Annotated in this window: 12 protein-coding genes and 5 tRNA genes; 2 read left to right on the forward strand and 15 right to left on the reverse strand. The window is 42.8% G+C overall.

What is annotated here, in order from left to right; genetic code table 11:
* Positions 1-16: 16 nt before the first annotated feature.
* The 4 genes from JIG37_RS18790 to JIG37_RS18805 are packed head-to-tail and all read right to left on the reverse strand — an operon-like array spanning position 17 to position 4,587.
* A complete protein-coding gene (locus JIG37_RS18790; protein WP_199530069.1) occupies positions 17-766 on the reverse strand; it encodes a L,D-transpeptidase family protein in 750 nt (249 codons plus the stop codon).
* Positions 763-1,875: a dipeptide epimerase gene (locus JIG37_RS18795; RefSeq protein ID WP_199530070.1), complete on the reverse strand. Its 1,113-nt coding sequence runs from the start codon at positions 1,873-1,875 to the stop codon at positions 763-765. Before JIG37_RS18795 ends, JIG37_RS18790 begins: the two co-directional genes overlap by 4 nt.
* An 8-nt stretch (positions 1,876-1,883) precedes the next feature.
* Positions 1,884-3,260, reverse strand: a complete 1,377-nt coding sequence (locus tag JIG37_RS18800) for an SH3 domain-containing protein (RefSeq protein WP_199530071.1) — start codon at positions 3,258-3,260, stop codon at positions 1,884-1,886.
* A 28-nt stretch (positions 3,261-3,288) separates the two neighbouring features.
* Entirely contained in the window at positions 3,289-4,587 is a 1,299-nt protein-coding gene (locus tag JIG37_RS18805) for a hypothetical protein (RefSeq protein WP_199530072.1), read from the reverse strand.
* Between the two features lie 160 nt (positions 4,588-4,747).
* Between JIG37_RS18805 and JIG37_RS18810 the strand changes: the two genes are divergently transcribed.
* Complete coding sequence (locus JIG37_RS18810; protein WP_199530073.1) at positions 4,748-6,763, forward strand: TonB-dependent receptor; 2,016 nt, start codon at positions 4,748-4,750, stop codon at positions 6,761-6,763.
* Between the two features lie 107 nt (positions 6,764-6,870).
* Here the strand turns inward: JIG37_RS18810 and JIG37_RS18815 are convergent.
* From JIG37_RS18815 to xerD, 11 genes are all read right to left on the reverse strand, one after another.
* Positions 6,871-6,947, reverse strand: a tRNA-Arg gene (locus tag JIG37_RS18815).
* 95 nt (positions 6,948-7,042) lie between these two features.
* Positions 7,043-7,119: transfer RNA gene (locus JIG37_RS18820), tRNA-Arg, on the reverse strand.
* 140 nt (positions 7,120-7,259) lie between these two features.
* Positions 7,260-7,336 (reverse strand) — tRNA-Arg (locus JIG37_RS18825).
* Positions 7,337-7,391: 55 nt separating this feature from the next.
* Positions 7,392-7,468 (reverse strand) — tRNA-Arg (locus tag JIG37_RS18830).
* Positions 7,469-7,505: 37 nt separating this feature from the next.
* Positions 7,506-7,598 (reverse strand) — tRNA-Ser (locus JIG37_RS18835).
* A gap of 112 nt (positions 7,599-7,710) precedes the next feature.
* Entirely contained in the window at positions 7,711-7,908 is a 198-nt protein-coding gene (locus JIG37_RS18840; RefSeq protein ID WP_054551252.1) for a hypothetical protein, read from the reverse strand.
* 251 nt (positions 7,909-8,159) lie between these two features.
* Positions 8,160-9,695: a lysine--tRNA ligase gene (gene lysS, locus JIG37_RS18845; protein WP_054551251.1), complete on the reverse strand. Its 1,536-nt coding sequence runs from the start codon at positions 9,693-9,695 to the stop codon at positions 8,160-8,162.
* A gap of 26 nt (positions 9,696-9,721) precedes the next feature.
* A protein-coding gene (gene prfB / locus JIG37_RS18850; protein WP_199530074.1) for a peptide chain release factor 2 occupies positions 9,722-10,820 on the reverse strand; the annotation gives its coding sequence in 2 pieces (ribosomal slippage) (positions 9,722-10,744 and positions 10,746-10,820; 1,098 coding nt in all).
* Between the two features lie 143 nt (positions 10,821-10,963).
* Positions 10,964-12,685 carry a single-stranded-DNA-specific exonuclease RecJ gene (gene recJ / locus JIG37_RS18855; protein ID WP_199530075.1) on the reverse strand — a complete coding sequence of 574 codons (1,722 nt, stop codon included), beginning with the start codon at positions 12,683-12,685 and terminating at the stop codon, positions 10,964-10,966.
* A 76-nt stretch (positions 12,686-12,761) separates the two neighbouring features.
* Positions 12,762-13,496 (reverse strand): bifunctional protein-disulfide isomerase/oxidoreductase DsbC, encoded by a 735-nt coding sequence (gene dsbC / locus JIG37_RS18860; RefSeq protein ID WP_138599639.1) that lies wholly within the window; start codon positions 13,494-13,496, stop codon positions 12,762-12,764.
* Positions 13,497-13,555: 59 nt separating this feature from the next.
* Complete coding sequence (gene xerD, locus JIG37_RS18865) at positions 13,556-14,479, reverse strand: site-specific tyrosine recombinase XerD (protein WP_253036290.1); 924 nt, start codon at positions 14,477-14,479, stop codon at positions 13,556-13,558.
* 92 nt (positions 14,480-14,571) lie between these two features.
* Here xerD and fldB point away from each other — a divergent pair, with 92 nt between their 5' ends.
* Positions 14,572-15,093, forward strand: a complete 522-nt coding sequence (gene fldB, locus JIG37_RS18870; protein WP_054551247.1) for a flavodoxin FldB — start codon at positions 14,572-14,574, stop codon at positions 15,091-15,093.
* Positions 15,094-15,262: the final 169 nt, after the last annotated feature.

Raw genomic sequence — 15,262 nt, forward strand, 5'->3', positions numbered from 1 at the left:
TTTTATTTCATTATTTTTATTTAGCTAAGTTAGGTAATTGCCACTGACTTTGCTTTTGTTGATATTGCGCTTTGGTTAAGCTGACTAATAGCGGCTTTTTACGCTCATCTAACCACGCAAGTAGAGCATCCATATCGCTTTCTGTCATCGCTGTACAACCTGCTGTTGGCTTACTTGGTGCCCGCCATAAATGCATAAAGATACAACTGCCCGCGCCATTGATATTGCTTGGGTTATGCTTAACAACAATGCCTTTTTTATAAAGGTTATCTTGGCTGTAAATATCACGACGCATCCATTCTGAAGAGTCTTTTACGGCATCTTCACCTACTTGTGCTTTATCAACCAATTGGTTGTAAAACGGTGAGCCTTTCACATCGATACAATAATCATTTACTGTCATTGCTTGATAACTAAGGTTCGTTTGTAATGAATCTAAATAGCCAAAAGCAGTACCAAGCTCAAAAATACCTGCCGGGGCTTTACCATCACCTTCTTGTTTTTGCTGACCCGGCTGTGCAGGATGCAGCCCCACTCCCCACGCAAGGCCAGTACGACCCAGTACCACCGCGTGTTGCTGGCCTTGTTGTTGCCAGCTACCAGCTGTTTTTTCAAAGCGATAAAGAGTGGCATCAATGGCATCACTGTCATTGGCCACCACCACCACGAGCTGTTGATGACTGTTATCAATAATAGTTTTAGGTAATTCTTTGCTGGCACAAGCCGATAAACTCATAACTGCAATAAGACTGACTAGTTTTTTCATGCTGGCCATACTCCGTTTATAATTAGTTCAAGCCCCGTTATTGATTCAATACCAAGACCTGGGGCTTCCGATAAGCGTATTTGTGGGCCGCTAAATTCAACGCCCCCTTGCACAGGGTCATATTGACCAAGGGCTGGGCCATCTAAATCGATTTTACTGATTTGCTGTGCTTTGGCAGAGGCTAAATGTGCAGCACCAGCTACGGCAATACTGCCCTCTAGCATACAGCCTATCATACACTCTGCTTGGTATTGGGCTGTGATATTAGCAATCTCAATTGCTCGGCTTAAACCGCCCGTTTTCATTAATTTAATATTGATAATATCAACTGCGCCAAGCTCTAAAAGTTGGATCACTTGCTTCGGTGAAAAGGCGCTTTCATCGGCCATAATCGGGGTGTTCACTCGCTCAGTAATATATTTTAGACCTTGAATATCACTGCTTTTTACTGGCTGCTCAACCAACTCTAATACCACGCCGGCTTGCTCAAGTTGCTGCAGTGCAAACACAGTTTGTTTGGCATTCCAACCTTGGTTTACATCTAAACGCAGCTGAGCCTTATCGGCAAAACTTGCATGAATTGCTTTTACACGTTCAATATCTTGATTAAGGTTATTGCCGATTTTTATTTTTAATACATCAAAGCCTTGCTCAATCGCTCGCTGACAGTCACCGAGCATTTTATCTATGTTATCGACACTAATGGTGATATCGGTTTTTAGCGCTGACTTACCACCACCAAGTAGCTTATACAATGGCGCTTGATAGAGCTTGCCCCACAAGTCGTAAACCGCCAACTCTAAAGCCGCTTTTGCACTACTGTTACCAACCACCGTTGATTGAATAATGTGGGTAAGCTGATTAATGTTTTCGATTTCTTGCCCCACTAATTTAGGAGCAATAAACTGCTGAATGACCGCTATCATTCCTTGATGGGTATCGCCTGTAATAACCGGAGTTGAGGCCGCAGAGCCATAGCCAATTTGACCACATTCAGTGTCGATTAAAACCACTAAATCCTCGATAAAACTCACTTCTCTCAGTGCGGTTTTAAATGGGGTAACTAATGGCACTTTGAGCTTTGCAAAGCGAACAGCTTTAATTTTCATACTGGCCTCTAACGAATACGCTTAATGTTATAAACACGATCTAAGTAGCTGGTTTCTTGCGATAATCTAAGTGGCAATAATGGCGTGACCGACACCCCATTCAAGGCACTACTATAAAAGCTACCATCACCTTTGTTATAACCTAAGCCTTTAACGTCATGAATAACATAAGGCTCACCGTGATGCTCTCCTAAGTACATCATTACATGACCCGGAATATAAATTAGATCGCCAATCGCCATGTTCTTAACCGTCGGCAACTTATCATCTGCCGCAGTATTTTTATCAAAACGACTATTTTGCCCGTATTCACTACTGCCTTGCTGGCCTGAATTACGCGGCATTAGTAGGCCAAAGCTCTTATAAATTTCACCAACAAACCCAGTGCAGTCGCGACCATTGTAATCATGGCCCCAACCATAACGCTCACCTAAAAACTTAAAGCCTTGTTTAATCAGATTCTGTTCGTTGTAGTCTAGGTAGCCTAAGTTTACATCGGCAGTTTTACTGATCATCGCCGGTTTAATTACAAGTTTGCCTTGCTCATCGCGGGTTGGTAACTGTACAACATGGCTAGCATAGCTGTTTTGGCCGTTGAGCAAATACGGTACTTGCTCACTATCAACCAATGGTAAGCGTACTCCCATATCGAGCTGCACTTCTGAGAGGGTTTCATCGCTTGGCACATAAGCAGTATTGACCTTTGCCCCAGTTACCACCAAAAAGTTAGCTTGTTCGCGATAAGCTTTTATTTTATCCGCATCAGCAAAGGCAAGATCTTTGGCTGGCGTCCATGCAAGGTAGTTGTAAGCACGAACTAACAACCATTTTTTATCTGCGCTTTGATGCAATACAGCAACCGCTTCGCCCGGAAACATACCGCTTTCTTGAAAACGATCTAAGTCTTGATCAAGGCCGCTATTTAATACCCGATCCCAGGTTGGAAAAGTGCGTAATGCGGTGCGCTTAACGACCACAGCAAAGCGTACCTCATTGTTATCTCCGACTTTGTTAAGGTTTAAGTTTTCCTGATATTTAGCAAAATCTTTCGCTGTGAGTTGGCGGCCATCGGTAAAAAAGCGCGGGCTTTTTGGAATTGAACTTGCTGAATGAATGGCGCTTGTTAGCTCGTCTTTAGTGAGCGACTTTTGAAATGAAAGAGGATCAACAATGTATTTATTATCTTTTACTAGTTTCTCGTTGAAGGCCGCAATTTGCGCCTCTGTCATGATCACTTTTGCCGATGCACCTTGTGCTAGCCAGTAGCTGGGCGAAAGCTGTGACTGCGTGACCCCGATAACATCTGATTGCCACCCCTCAGCATGCATAGGTGCACTAAAAGCAACACCTAAAGTAATTGATAAAGCGATAATTGAACGACGCATAGCTGTACCTTAATTCTTATTGAACGCGTTAATCTAATAATTTTGTAAAAGCATGCTGCAACTTTTGCTGCATTTGCTTACCGACTGTTGGTAAATTGGCTTCGTCGGCCCCCAAAGTTGACTGCTGCACACTAAAAGTAAACTCACGGCCACCTTGATAATTGCCTAAACACACATGTGCCAACATAACTGTTTCTGTGGTGGAGCGCGTTTCACTTGGCCCCCAGCCAATTTTTTGCCAAACACGCCACTGCCCATTCGTTGCGCTATCGAGCACTTCTTTTGCTGAGCGACTATCATTTGGTGCAATAACATTTGCCAATGCATTTGTAACGATATGACTGATACCCACCATCATACCGCCTACAGGAGCATGTTCATCTGTATGACCTGTGCCGTTAAGTAGCACATCAACATCACTTGCTTGTAAAAAAGGCATTTGCGTACTTGGTTCACGCTGATGACTAACCAGACGTTTTAACCATTCCGCTTGAGCAAGTGTGGTCATTGCTTTGTTGCCCGTTAAACCACAACCCTCACAACGATACCCCAAATAGCCAGGATCATCACTGCTTGCTTTGTACCGGCTTATCTTTGCATCAAGCTCATTATTAGCAGGGTTATGCCAGTATTCGTCTGATGGCATAAACTGCTCTGAGCCATATGCGCCGTTAAATAACAAACGCTGATCCTGTAGTTTTAGCCAGCCATAATTAAAAAGCCCACGTAAATACTCGCGCCCTGCTACATTGACAAAATAACTGGCTATCGCATTTGAATTACCATCGGCTTTGCCAAATGCTTCGTAACTATTGATACTGCTGATCAAATCAGCGAGTGCCGTATCACCAGCAAAAGAAGCTGCACCAAGCTCTGGGTGAGTTTGCCTTACTTTTGACAGCGCACCGCTAAACGCTTGAACCTTCGATGAGCTCCAAGGTTCATACAGCTCATTATGGCTGCCGTCACTTAAATACCGGTAAGCTAATTGCCCTGCTTGAACTTGATAATCGATTAGGAGTAGCTTGCCCGGTTGCTCTGGGGCTAAAAAATACTGCCAGTCGGCTGCCACTCTGTTTTGCCAACCTGCTTGCTGGTAATTAACCTCAGCCGCTGATTTATAGCCTTGCAGCTTAGTTTCACTCTCAAGCGATAAACAGCCAGTATTGGTTAAATCGTTTGGCAAAATAGCAGGCGCTAACATTACCTGCTCGAAGTATTGTTGGTCGGTTATCGGGGCTTTTTCAGTGCTTGTTTGACAACCTGCCAAGAGTATCAGGGTGCAACTTATAGCCAGCCTGTTTTGATATGCACCTTTCACATACATAAAATAAAATTCCCACTTGTTATTATTTTTGGAATATTTTATTAAATCTAACACAAATTGACCATGAAGCAAATTAACTCAATTTTTTAAACGTTTTTTGCATCCAATATTAGCAATTACTCGTTTGTTGATTAGCACCTTTCAAATAAGGATCTTTCAAATGAATAAGCTATGTATCAGTGTTGTAACCTTCTGCAGCTCTTTTAACGCGTTTGCTAATATAGAAAAAATAACGGTTTATGGTCACCGTACTGGATTAATTGGTGAGTCTATAAGCGCCTCTAGCGGTATTATTGGTCAGGGTGAAATAGAAAATAGACCCATGCTTCGATCTACTGAATTGCTTGAGTTAATTCCCGGTATGGCTGTCACCCAACACAGCGGCTCTGGAAAAGCGAATCAATATTTTATTCGTGGCTTTAATCTTGATCATGGAACAGACTTTGCCACGAACATTGATGGTATGCCTATCAATATGCGCAGTCATGGTCATGGGCAAGGCTATACTGACTTAAACTTTATAATTCCAGAAACAATTGCCACTGTTAGTTATCAAAAAGGCAGTTATGATGTGCGCCAAGGCGACTTTTCAACGGCTGGCAGTGCTTATTTTCATTTATCTGACAACCCTAAACATGATCAGCTCAGTATCACTGTAGGGGAAGATAACTTCTATAGAGGTGTTGCATTAGGGAGTACCTCAATCGGTAGTGGCAAACTGGTAGGCGCGACAGAGTGGCAAGTTTATGATGGGCCTTGGCAGGATATTAATGAAGACGTTAATAAAAAAAACGCATTGCTACGTTATAGTCGTGATTCAGAACAAGGTAACTTATCAATTACGGCAATGGCTTATGACAACAGTTGGAATTCAGCAGATCAGATCCCGCAAAGGGCTATTGAGCAAGGTATCATTTCAGAGCTTGGCTCACTCGATAAAACACTTGGCGGAGAGTCAAGTCGGTATAGCTTATCGACAAATTGGCAAGGACAAAACTTGTCAGTAAGTGCATACCTCATCGACTACGAGCTAAATTTATACTCTAACTTCTCATATTTCCTTAATGATCCAATTAATGGCGATCAGTTTAACCAACGAGATAACCGCATTATCTCAGGTGGAACACTAAGCTATCAATTTACAGCTAATGTAGGTGATATTCCCGTTAATCATACCGTTGGAACAGAGCTTCGGCATGATAATGTGAATAAAGTTGGCCTATACAATACACAAGCCCGAAAGTACCTTTCAACAGTACGACAAGACAGTGTCGAGGAAACAAGCTATACAGCATACTGGCAAACACAACTTCATTTAAGCCAACAGTTAGAGGCAACCCTTGGTGTTAGATATGATTATTTAGATGCTCACATTGATAGCGACAACAGTTTAAATTCTGGAGATGCAGATGATGATTTACTCGGCTTTAAGGCGAGTCTAACTTACTTATTTACTGATAACCTTGCTGGTTATGCAAACTGGGGGCAGTCTTTTCACTCAAATGATGCTCGTGGCGCAACCATTGCTCAAGACCCAGTAACATTTGAGGCAACAAACACCGTAGACTTACTCGTTAAGAGTAACGGTGCAGAGTTAGGGTTGCGCTACTTCGATGAGCAACAATTTAACTTTTCTGCAGCCCTTTGGTGGCTAGAACTCGACTCAGAATTGTTGTTTGTTGGTGATGCAGGTAACACTGAGGCCAGTGATGCATCACAGCGCTATGGTATAGAACTAAGTGCCTACTACTGGCTTAGTGACACATTAAGCTTAGATGCAGAAGCGTCATTTACGCATTCTCGTTTAGACATTAGCAATAACAACAACCGTATTGAGGGAGCTGTACCAGTGGTTGCAAGTGCCGGGATTAGCTGGCAGTTTGCACAACAGTGGCAAAGCTCATTACGTTTACGCCATATAGGTAAACGTATGTTGAGTGATGATGGCAGCAAACGTTCAGAGCCTTTAACTGTGGTAAATGGTTTAGTGAGTTATCAGCAAACTCATTGGAAAGCAGAACTTGAATTGCTTAACTTGTTTGATAGTAATGACCGTGACATTGATTACTACTACTCATCAAGACTAGCGGGCGAACCAACAGAAGGGGTAGAAGATAATCACTTTCACCCCATTGAGCCACGCACAGTTCGATTAAGCATGAGTTTTTTATTTTAAAGAATTCGCGACTGAAGTCGCTCCTACAACCATACCTACGCGAATTGCAGGCACAAAAAAACCGACTTTCGTCGGTTTATGTCACTTTAACTCTAATTGAGAGAAAGTGGCGGACGCGGGAGGATTCGAACCTCCGACCGCCTGGTTCGTAGCCAGGTACTCTATCCAGCTGAGCTACGCGTCCGCAGTATGTTTTGCATGTTTAAGTCGCGCATTGACCATGTCTTAAAGACAAAAAAACCGACAGCTTGTCGGCTTATATCACTTTCTAAGAGAAAGTGGCGGACGCGGGAGGATTCGAACCTCCGACCGCCTGGTTCGTAGCCAGGTACTCTATCCAGCTGAGCTACGCGTCCGCAGTTGCATTTTATAATCTTGCAATGATTTATCTTTATACTCGATGTGAGCTTTCAAATATGGCGGACGCGGGACGTCTCTTGAAAGAGTGAACCTCCGACCAAATTTGTATCTTTATACTCGATATGAGTTTCAAATATGGCGGACGCGGGAGGATTCGAACCTCCGACCGCCTGGTTCGTAGCCAGGTACTCTATCCAGCTGAGCTACGCGTCCACACGCACATTTGAATATTGCTAATTTATTCTCTTAGCAGAGCCAAAGTAAAAAGTGGCGGACGCGGGAGGATTCGAACCTCCGACCGCCTGGTTCGTAGCCAGGTACTCTATCCAGCTGAGCTACGCGTCCACACATATTACTTTCAAGACATGCCATTTTAAAAAAATGGTGGAGAAGGAGGGATTCGAACCCTCGATAGAGCTACAAACCCTATACTCCCTTAGCAGGGGAGCGCCTTCGGCCACTCGGCCACCTCTCCGTCTTGTGGGGCGTATAATAAAGACTTCAGGAAATATGTCAAACACTTTTCAAGGAAAATCGTACAGATGGTTATAGATTATCCACAACGCACAAAAACAACTCGTTTTTGTTTACCCTTTAGTCGTTTTTTCTTTATCACTCAACGGCTCAAGACCCGTCAGTGGGATTAGTTCATCTGTTAATTCGGCTAGGTATTGGTCTTGATAACCCAATTGTTGGAATTCGGCGATGCAGGCACGATAAAAAGCTTCACGTTGATGCTCGCTTGGCGTTGTCTCTACTGAAGACTGCGAAGGCTTTTTTGTCATTATTATTAAGTCCGTTTAAACGTTGAAGAGAATGGCGTAATGATGTCATATCTTGTCTAAAAATAATACTATCGGACTTAGAATTAGTAGAAAAACTTTACAACTTAGTAACTTCGTTTGAAAAATAATTCAGCATTTTCTTTTAGATCAGCTAATTACAATTAAATATAAAAATTGAGAGCAATAAAAATCAGAAAATTCTGATAACAAAAACGCCGCTAAAAAGCGGCGTTTTCAGAACATTTAGCTGATTAGTCAGCTTGAGGACGCATGTGTGGGAATAGGATCACGTCTTTAATTGTTGGTGAGTCAGTAAATAACATCACTAGACGATCGATACCAATACCCTCACCCGCTGTTGGTGGTAAGCCGTACTCTAACGCACGAATGTAATCTTCATCGTAGTGCATTGCTTCATCATCACCTGCGTCTTTCTCTTCAACTTGACGAGCAAAACGCTCAGCTTGATCTTGTGCATCGTTAAGCTCAGAGAAACCATTTGCTAATTCACGGCCACCTACGAAGAATTCAAAACGGTCAGTCACAAATGGGTTTTCATCGTTACGGCGCGCAAGTGGAGACACTTCCCACGGGTAAGCGGTAATGAAAGTTGGTTGAATTAACTTATGCTCAGCAGTCTCTTCGAAGATTTCACACAAGAACTTACCTGGGCCCCATACGCAGTTTTCTGGGATCTTAACGTGTACTTGCTTTGCGTACGCTTTAAGTTCTTCAAAATGGTTTTCAGGGTCATTAAATACCGCAGCATCAAAGTCTGGGTTGTACTTAAGGATAGCCTCGCTCATTGTTAAACGAGCAAAAGGTTGTCCAAAGTCGTACTCTACTGAATCAACAACTTCACCATTTTCATCTTTCGTTGTGTTTACCACAATTGGTGAACCAAGTACGTCTGTCGCAACAGTACGTAACATGTCTTCAGTAATGTTCATCAGGTCAATGTAATCCGCATATGCTTGGTAGAATTCGATCATCGTAAATTCTGGGTTATGACGCGTTGATAAACCTTCGTTACGGAAGTTACGATTGATTTCGAATACACGCTCAAAGCCACCTACAACTAAACGTTTTAAGTAAAGTTCAGGGGCAATACGTAAGTACATGTCGATATCAAGTGCATTGTGGTGTGTTACGAATGGACGTGCAGACGCACCACCTGGGATCACTTGTAGCATCGGTGTTTCAACTTCCATGAAGTCACGATCAGCTAAGAAACGACGGATACCTTCAACAACTTTTGAGCGAATACGGAAAGTTTCACGTGTCGCATCATTCGTAATTAAATCAACATAACGTTGACGGTATTTAGTTTCTTGGTCAGATAAACCATGGAATTTTTCTGGTAACGGACGTAATGACTTTGTCAGTAACTCGTACTCTGTCATTTCTACGTAAAGGTCACCTTTACCTGATTTATTTAGTGCGCCTTTAACACCGATGATGTCACCGATATCAAGTTGACCGTATTTTGCTTTTAATTCTTTTTGTACGTCTTTTGATGCGTACGCTTGAATTTGGCCTTTCATGTCTTGTAACGCAAGGAAAGGACCACGTTTTGCAAGAATACGACCTGCAACTGATACAACATGTTGCTCAGCAACTAATTCTTCTTTCGATTTATCACCAAACTCAGCTTGCAAATCAGCCGTGTAATGTTCACGACGGAATTGGTTTGGATGACCGTTGGCTGGGCAATTTTCGCGGATTGCGTCTAATTTGCCACGACGCTCAGCGATTAACTTATTTTCGTCTTGGATTTGATCAGTCATTTTTTAGCTCTTTTTTAGCTTGGTGGTTATAGGCCAGATTTAAGGCTGGCTTCAATAAATTTATCTAAGTCGCCGTCAAGAACCGCTTGTGTATTACGGTTTTCAACGCCAGTACGTAAGTCTTTAATGCGCGAGTCATCAAGTACGTATGAACGAATTTGACTACCCCAGCCAATATCAGATTTAGCATCTTCTTGGCTTTGTTTCTCAGCATTTTGTTTTTGAATTTCAAGTTCAAACAATTTCGCTTTTAACTGCTTCATTGCTTGGTCTTTATTCTTGTGCTGTGAACGCTCATTTTGGCACTGTACAACAGTGTTGGTTGGTATGTGAGTAATACGAACCGCTGACTCTGTTGTATTTACGTGCTGACCACCTGCGCCTGATGCGCGGTAAACGTCAATACGTAAGTCTGCCGGATTAATATCAATTTCGATATTATCGTCGATTTCTGGGTAAACGAATGCCGATGCAAATGAGGTATGACGACGACCACTTGAGTCGAACGGGCTCTTTCGCACTAAACGGTGAACACCTGTTTCTGTACGTAACCAACCGTATGCATATTCGCCAACAAAGCGCACAGTTGCGCCTTTGATACCAGCCACATCACCATCAGTTGCTTCAACCAGTTCAACTTTAAAACCTTTTGCTTCACCCCAACGTAAATACATACGCAGTAGCATGTTGCACCAGTCTTGGGCTTCAGTGCCGCCAGAGCCTGATTGTAAATCAAGGTAAGCATCGTTTTGGTCATGGTCGCCTGAGAACATACGACGGAACTCTAGCTTTTCAAGCTGTGCGCTTAAATCGCCTAATTCAGCTTCAGCTTCAGCGAAGGTTTCTTCATCTTCTGCTTCAACAGCAAGCTCGACTAAACCTTCAACATCTTCGGTACCAGACACTAGATTATCAATGGTCTCAACAATAGCTTCGAGTGCCGACTTTTCACGGCCAAGTGCTTGAGCTCGCTCTGGCTCATTCCACACTGCTGAATCTTCAAGTTCTGCGTTAACTTCTTCTAACCGCTCTTTCTTAAGAGGGTAGTCAAAGGTACCCCCGAAGCAGTTCAGTACGTTCGCGAATTTCCTTGATTTGATTAATCACAGGATTCACTTCAAACATGTACATTACTCCAAAATGGCTGATTTACCGCGCACCGATATCGACAATAAATACGGTAAATTATCTACAAATATTAAAAACGCCCGATTTTAACAAAAAACCGAGCGTTTTATTAGCCTTTTATGTCGATTATAACGATATTTTTATGTCGCTTTTTGTAGCTCTCGAATAATCAACTGTAACGAGAATTTACCACGGAATTCATTTATATCGAGTTGATAAGCAGCTTTCACATAACGCACTTCGGTATCTGGCCATGCACGCACATCAACCCCAAATGCAATGCCATCAACTAATCGTCCAGACTGATGTTTTAAAACTAGTTTTAAGTGTTTTTCACCGACAATGCGCTGCTGTATTACTTCGAATACATGTTCAAACACTGGCTCTGGAAATTGCTGACCCCAGGGGCCGGCATTTTTTAGCTGGTTTGCAAACTCCATCGAAAAGCACTCATTAGGTAATTCACCATCGGTAAGTAAAATACTTTGCTTATGCTCTTCAGTGAGTGTGTCTGTCACCATTTGCTCAAACACGGTTTTAAATTCAATAAAACACTGCTCATTGATACTCAGCCCCGCTGCCATGGCATGGCCACCAAATTTACTGATCAAATGCGGGTAGAGTGTATTTACTCGCTCAAGCAAATCACGCATATGCAGCCCTTCAATAGAGCGGCAAGAGCCTTTTATTTCGCCGTTATCACCCGCTGCAAAAATAATCGTCGGGCGGTGATACTTTTCTTTTAAGCGACCAGCCAAAATACCAATCACGCCTTGGTGCCAATCAGCTTGGTATAAACAAATGGCATCAGGCACTGACTCGGTTTTAAATGCTAAACGATCAAGCACCGCTTGTGCTTCAGTTTGCATACCCTGCTCTATTTCACGGCGCTCATGATTGAGGCTGTCGAGCTCACTGGCAATACGGCGAGCTTGGTTTATATCGCTTGATAACAAACAAGCTATACCTAAACTCATATCATCTAAACGCCCTGCTGCATTTAAGCGTGGTGCCAATGAAAAACCAAAGTCACTGGCGCTTAAACGGGCCGCATTGCGATTTGCCACTTCGATTAGGGCACTAATACCTGGGCGTGTTTTACCACTGCGAATACGTGCTAAACCTTGATGAACTAAGGTTCGGTTATTGGCATCAAGCGCGACCACATCGGCAACGGTACCAAGGGCTACAATATCAAGTAACTCAGCCAAATTTGGCATTGGATTTTGCTGAAAGTACCCTTGTTCACGTAAGTGGCTACGTAAAGCAATCAGCAGATAAAAAGCCACCCCAACGCCTGCTATCGATTTCGATGGAAACTGACAGTCATGGCGATTCGGATTCACAATAGCATCTGCATTTGGTAGGGCTTCACCTTGTAAATGATGATCAGTTACCAGCACCTTAATACCTGCTTGCTTTACAATGGCAATGCCATCGATACATGAAATACCGTTATCAACGGTGATCACAAGCTCGGGTTGCATGGTTACTATTTGCTCAGCAAGTGCGGGGCTTAGGCCATAACCTAGGCTGAATCTGTCTGGTACCAAGTAATCAAGGTTCTTTAAGCCGAACATAGCAAGACCTTGCATTAAGGTTGCTGTGCTGGTTGCACCGTCGGCATCAAAGTCACCGACGATTAACACGCGACTTTGATCAGCTAGCGCTTGTTGCAATAGCACAACAGCTTTGTCGATATCTTTAAACAGCTTAAAGTCATGTAATGTTGCAGCGCTATTATCGAGTTCAGTGGCACTTTGCACCTGTCGAGTCGCATATATTTGCTTAATTACAGGATGTAAATGGTGTGGTAAATGCGAATCATCAACATGAGGACGAGCTTGAATTATTTTTTCCATGTCGGAAATGGTACTTCTTTGCTTAAGACAAATAAAAAAGGCCTACGACAAATAGGCCTTTTCGTTAAAAAATCGGTTATGAAGATGTTTTTGGTAAAGCATCAAGCGCTTGGCTAATTTGCGCAGCTGATTGATAACCTGGGATCATGGTACCATCTTCTAAAATAATTGCCGGTGTGCCCGACATTCCAAAGCTTTGGCCTAGTTGGTAGTGCTCTGCAATTGGTGCGTTACAACCAGGCACGGCAGCGACTTCTGCACCCGCTTTTGCTTCTGTTAATGCTTCAGCAGGGTCTTTAGCACACCATACATTCATTAAATCTTGGTAACCTTTACCACGTAAACCACCACGTGGGAAAGCAAGGTATTTAACCGTGATACCCGCATCTAAGAAGTCATCAAGTTCACGGTGTAATTTACGACAATAACCACAGGTGATATCGGTAAATACTGTGATCGAATGCTTTTCGTCTTTCGCTTTGTAAACGATCATTGAGTCTTCGTACTCAGCAACACCTTCTTTACGAACGTCACTTAGAGCATGCTCTGTTAAATTAACTCGATTATTAAGGTCAATCAGTGTTCCTTGCATTAGAAATTGACCGTCAGGGCTTGCGTACAACACGCCTTTGTCAGTAATTAGTTCTTTAAGACCTGCCACTGGGCTTGGGTTGATTTGCTTAACGGTTACGCCTAATTCAGCAAACTTAGCAATAATAGGGGCATCAGCAGCGTCTGTTGTTGATACGCCATTGGCAAACACATTTAAGCTTGTGCCTAGTAGTGCTGTGGCTAAAACTAACTTTTTCATAAATATCCTATATCCTGATCATTTTTTATATAGACCGGTACATCTTTAAAAATCTTGCACTAAGCACGTGGATGATGTTGCTCGTGTACCGACTTCAATCTTTCATTCGCTACATGGGTATAAATTTGTGTTGTTGATAAGTCACTGTGACCTAACATCATTTGCACGACTCTAAGGTCCGCCCCATGATTAAGCAAATGCGTTGCAAACGCGTGTCTGAGCGTATGCGGTGATAACGGCGATTCAACTGATGCCAAAATAGCATAGTGTTTGATGCGATGCCAAAAAGTTTGTCGTGTCATGCCAATCCCGCGCTTTGATGGGAACACAAAGTCAGTGGCATGTTTAATCATTTGCGAACGACCCACTTTTAAAAACTGCTCAAGCCAGTACATTGCTTCTTCGCCTAAGGGAACTAAACGCTCTTTATTACCCTTACCTTTTACAAAGACCACCGCTTGGCGCAAATTAATTTGCTCCATTCTGAGCCCCACCAGCTCTGTAACACGAAGCCCTGTGGCATATAACAGCTCAAGCATGGCTTTATCGCGAAGCCCCATTGCATCTTCTATGTCTGGGGCTGCAAGCAGAGCTTCTACTTCGGCTTCTGACAGTGTTTTTGGTAATGACTGCCCTGCTTTTGGCTGAGCAATACTGACCATCGGCGAATCAGCAATGGCTTTTTCGCGTACAAAATACTGATAAAAACGCTTAAGTGCACTGATGCTTCGCGCTGTACTGCGCGACTTCAGTCCTAAATCAACACGGTATGCTAAATACGCTTCAATATCATCTGAGCGGACAGCCAGTAGGTCTTTATCTTTTAAAAATTGGCAAAACTTTTCAAGGTCACTGCGATAAGCGGCTAATGTGTTTTCGCTGACTCCCTGCTCAAGATACAGCGTATCTAAAAATAACTCTAAATGTTCGGCGTTATTTGCTGTTATTACACCTTTTTGGGCTTGTGAATTATTATCAGCCACGCGTACTCTCATCCTTATCAAGGTATCAATTGATTATACCTTACGGTAAACTTACGCCTATCATATCAGGCAAATACACAGTGATAAATACGATGCAGATTGGTTTATTTTATGGTTCTACAACCTGCTACACAGAAATAGCGGCAGAGAAAATTCGCGATATTATTGGTCACGACATCGTGAGCCTTCACAATATCAAAGATGAGCCATTAAAAAATGCAGAGCAATTTGATTTCGTGATCTTCGGCATTTCAACTTGGGATTTTGGTGAGTTGCAAGAAGATTGGGAATCAATCTGGGATGACATTAAAGATGTTAACCTAAACGGCAAAACCGTGGCTCTGTTTGGTATGGGCGATCAACAAGGTTATGGTCAGTGGTTCCAAGATGCACTTGGCATGTTACACGATGAAATTTGTGATCAAAGCATTACCTTGCTAGGAAAATGGCCTAACGATGCAAGTTATGAATTTGAGGCGTCAAAAGCACTCACTGAAGATGGCAAACAATTTGTTGGCCTAGCCCTTGATGAAGACAGCCAATACGAGCTTAGTGATGAACGTATCGCAAGCTGGGTTGAACAAGTCATGACTGAGTACAGTGAAAGCTTGTAAGCCATGAATAAAAAGCCAAGCATTGCTTCAATGCCGATCAGTTAAGCAATTGACATTTGGCATAATAGGATCAAAATCCGATGATCACAGGTCATCGGATTTTTTTATGCCCCTTAATCATAGCTTCGCCAATATTTCATCATTTATCGATTCTAATATTCACAGCTTG

This window comes from Pseudoalteromonas sp. bablab_jr010 (assembly GCF_016464105.1).
GTDB classification, from domain to species: Bacteria; Pseudomonadota; Gammaproteobacteria; order Enterobacterales; family Alteromonadaceae; genus Pseudoalteromonas; species Pseudoalteromonas simplex.

Bases quoted from the DNA above. Each gene is read 5' to 3' on its own strand.
- JIG37_RS18790 (WP_199530069.1), bottom strand. From the start codon at position 766: ATGAAAAAACTAGTCAGTCTTATTGCAGTTATGAGTTTATCGGCTTGT.
- JIG37_RS18840 (WP_054551252.1), bottom strand. From the start codon at position 7,908: ATGACAAAAAAGCCTTCGCAGTCTTCAGTAGAGACAACGCCAAGCGAG.
- JIG37_RS18805 (WP_199530072.1), bottom strand. From the start codon at position 4,587: ATGTATGTGAAAGGTGCATATCAAAACAGGCTGGCTATAAGTTGCACC.
- fldB (WP_054551247.1), top strand. From the start codon at position 14,572: ATGCAGATTGGTTTATTTTATGGTTCTACAACCTGCTACACAGAAATA.
- JIG37_RS18810 (WP_199530073.1), top strand. From the start codon at position 4,748: ATGAATAAGCTATGTATCAGTGTTGTAACCTTCTGCAGCTCTTTTAAC.
- lysS (WP_054551251.1), bottom strand. From the start codon at position 9,695: ATGACTGATCAAATCCAAGACGAAAATAAGTTAATCGCTGAGCGTCGT.
- JIG37_RS18795 (WP_199530070.1), bottom strand. From the start codon at position 1,875: ATGAAAATTAAAGCTGTTCGCTTTGCAAAGCTCAAAGTGCCATTAGTT.
- recJ (WP_199530075.1), bottom strand. From the start codon at position 12,685: ATGGAAAAAATAATTCAAGCTCGTCCTCATGTTGATGATTCGCATTTA.
- dsbC (WP_138599639.1), bottom strand. From the start codon at position 13,496: ATGAAAAAGTTAGTTTTAGCCACAGCACTACTAGGCACAAGCTTAAAT.
- JIG37_RS18800 (WP_199530071.1), bottom strand. From the start codon at position 3,260: ATGCGTCGTTCAATTATCGCTTTATCAATTACTTTAGGTGTTGCTTTT.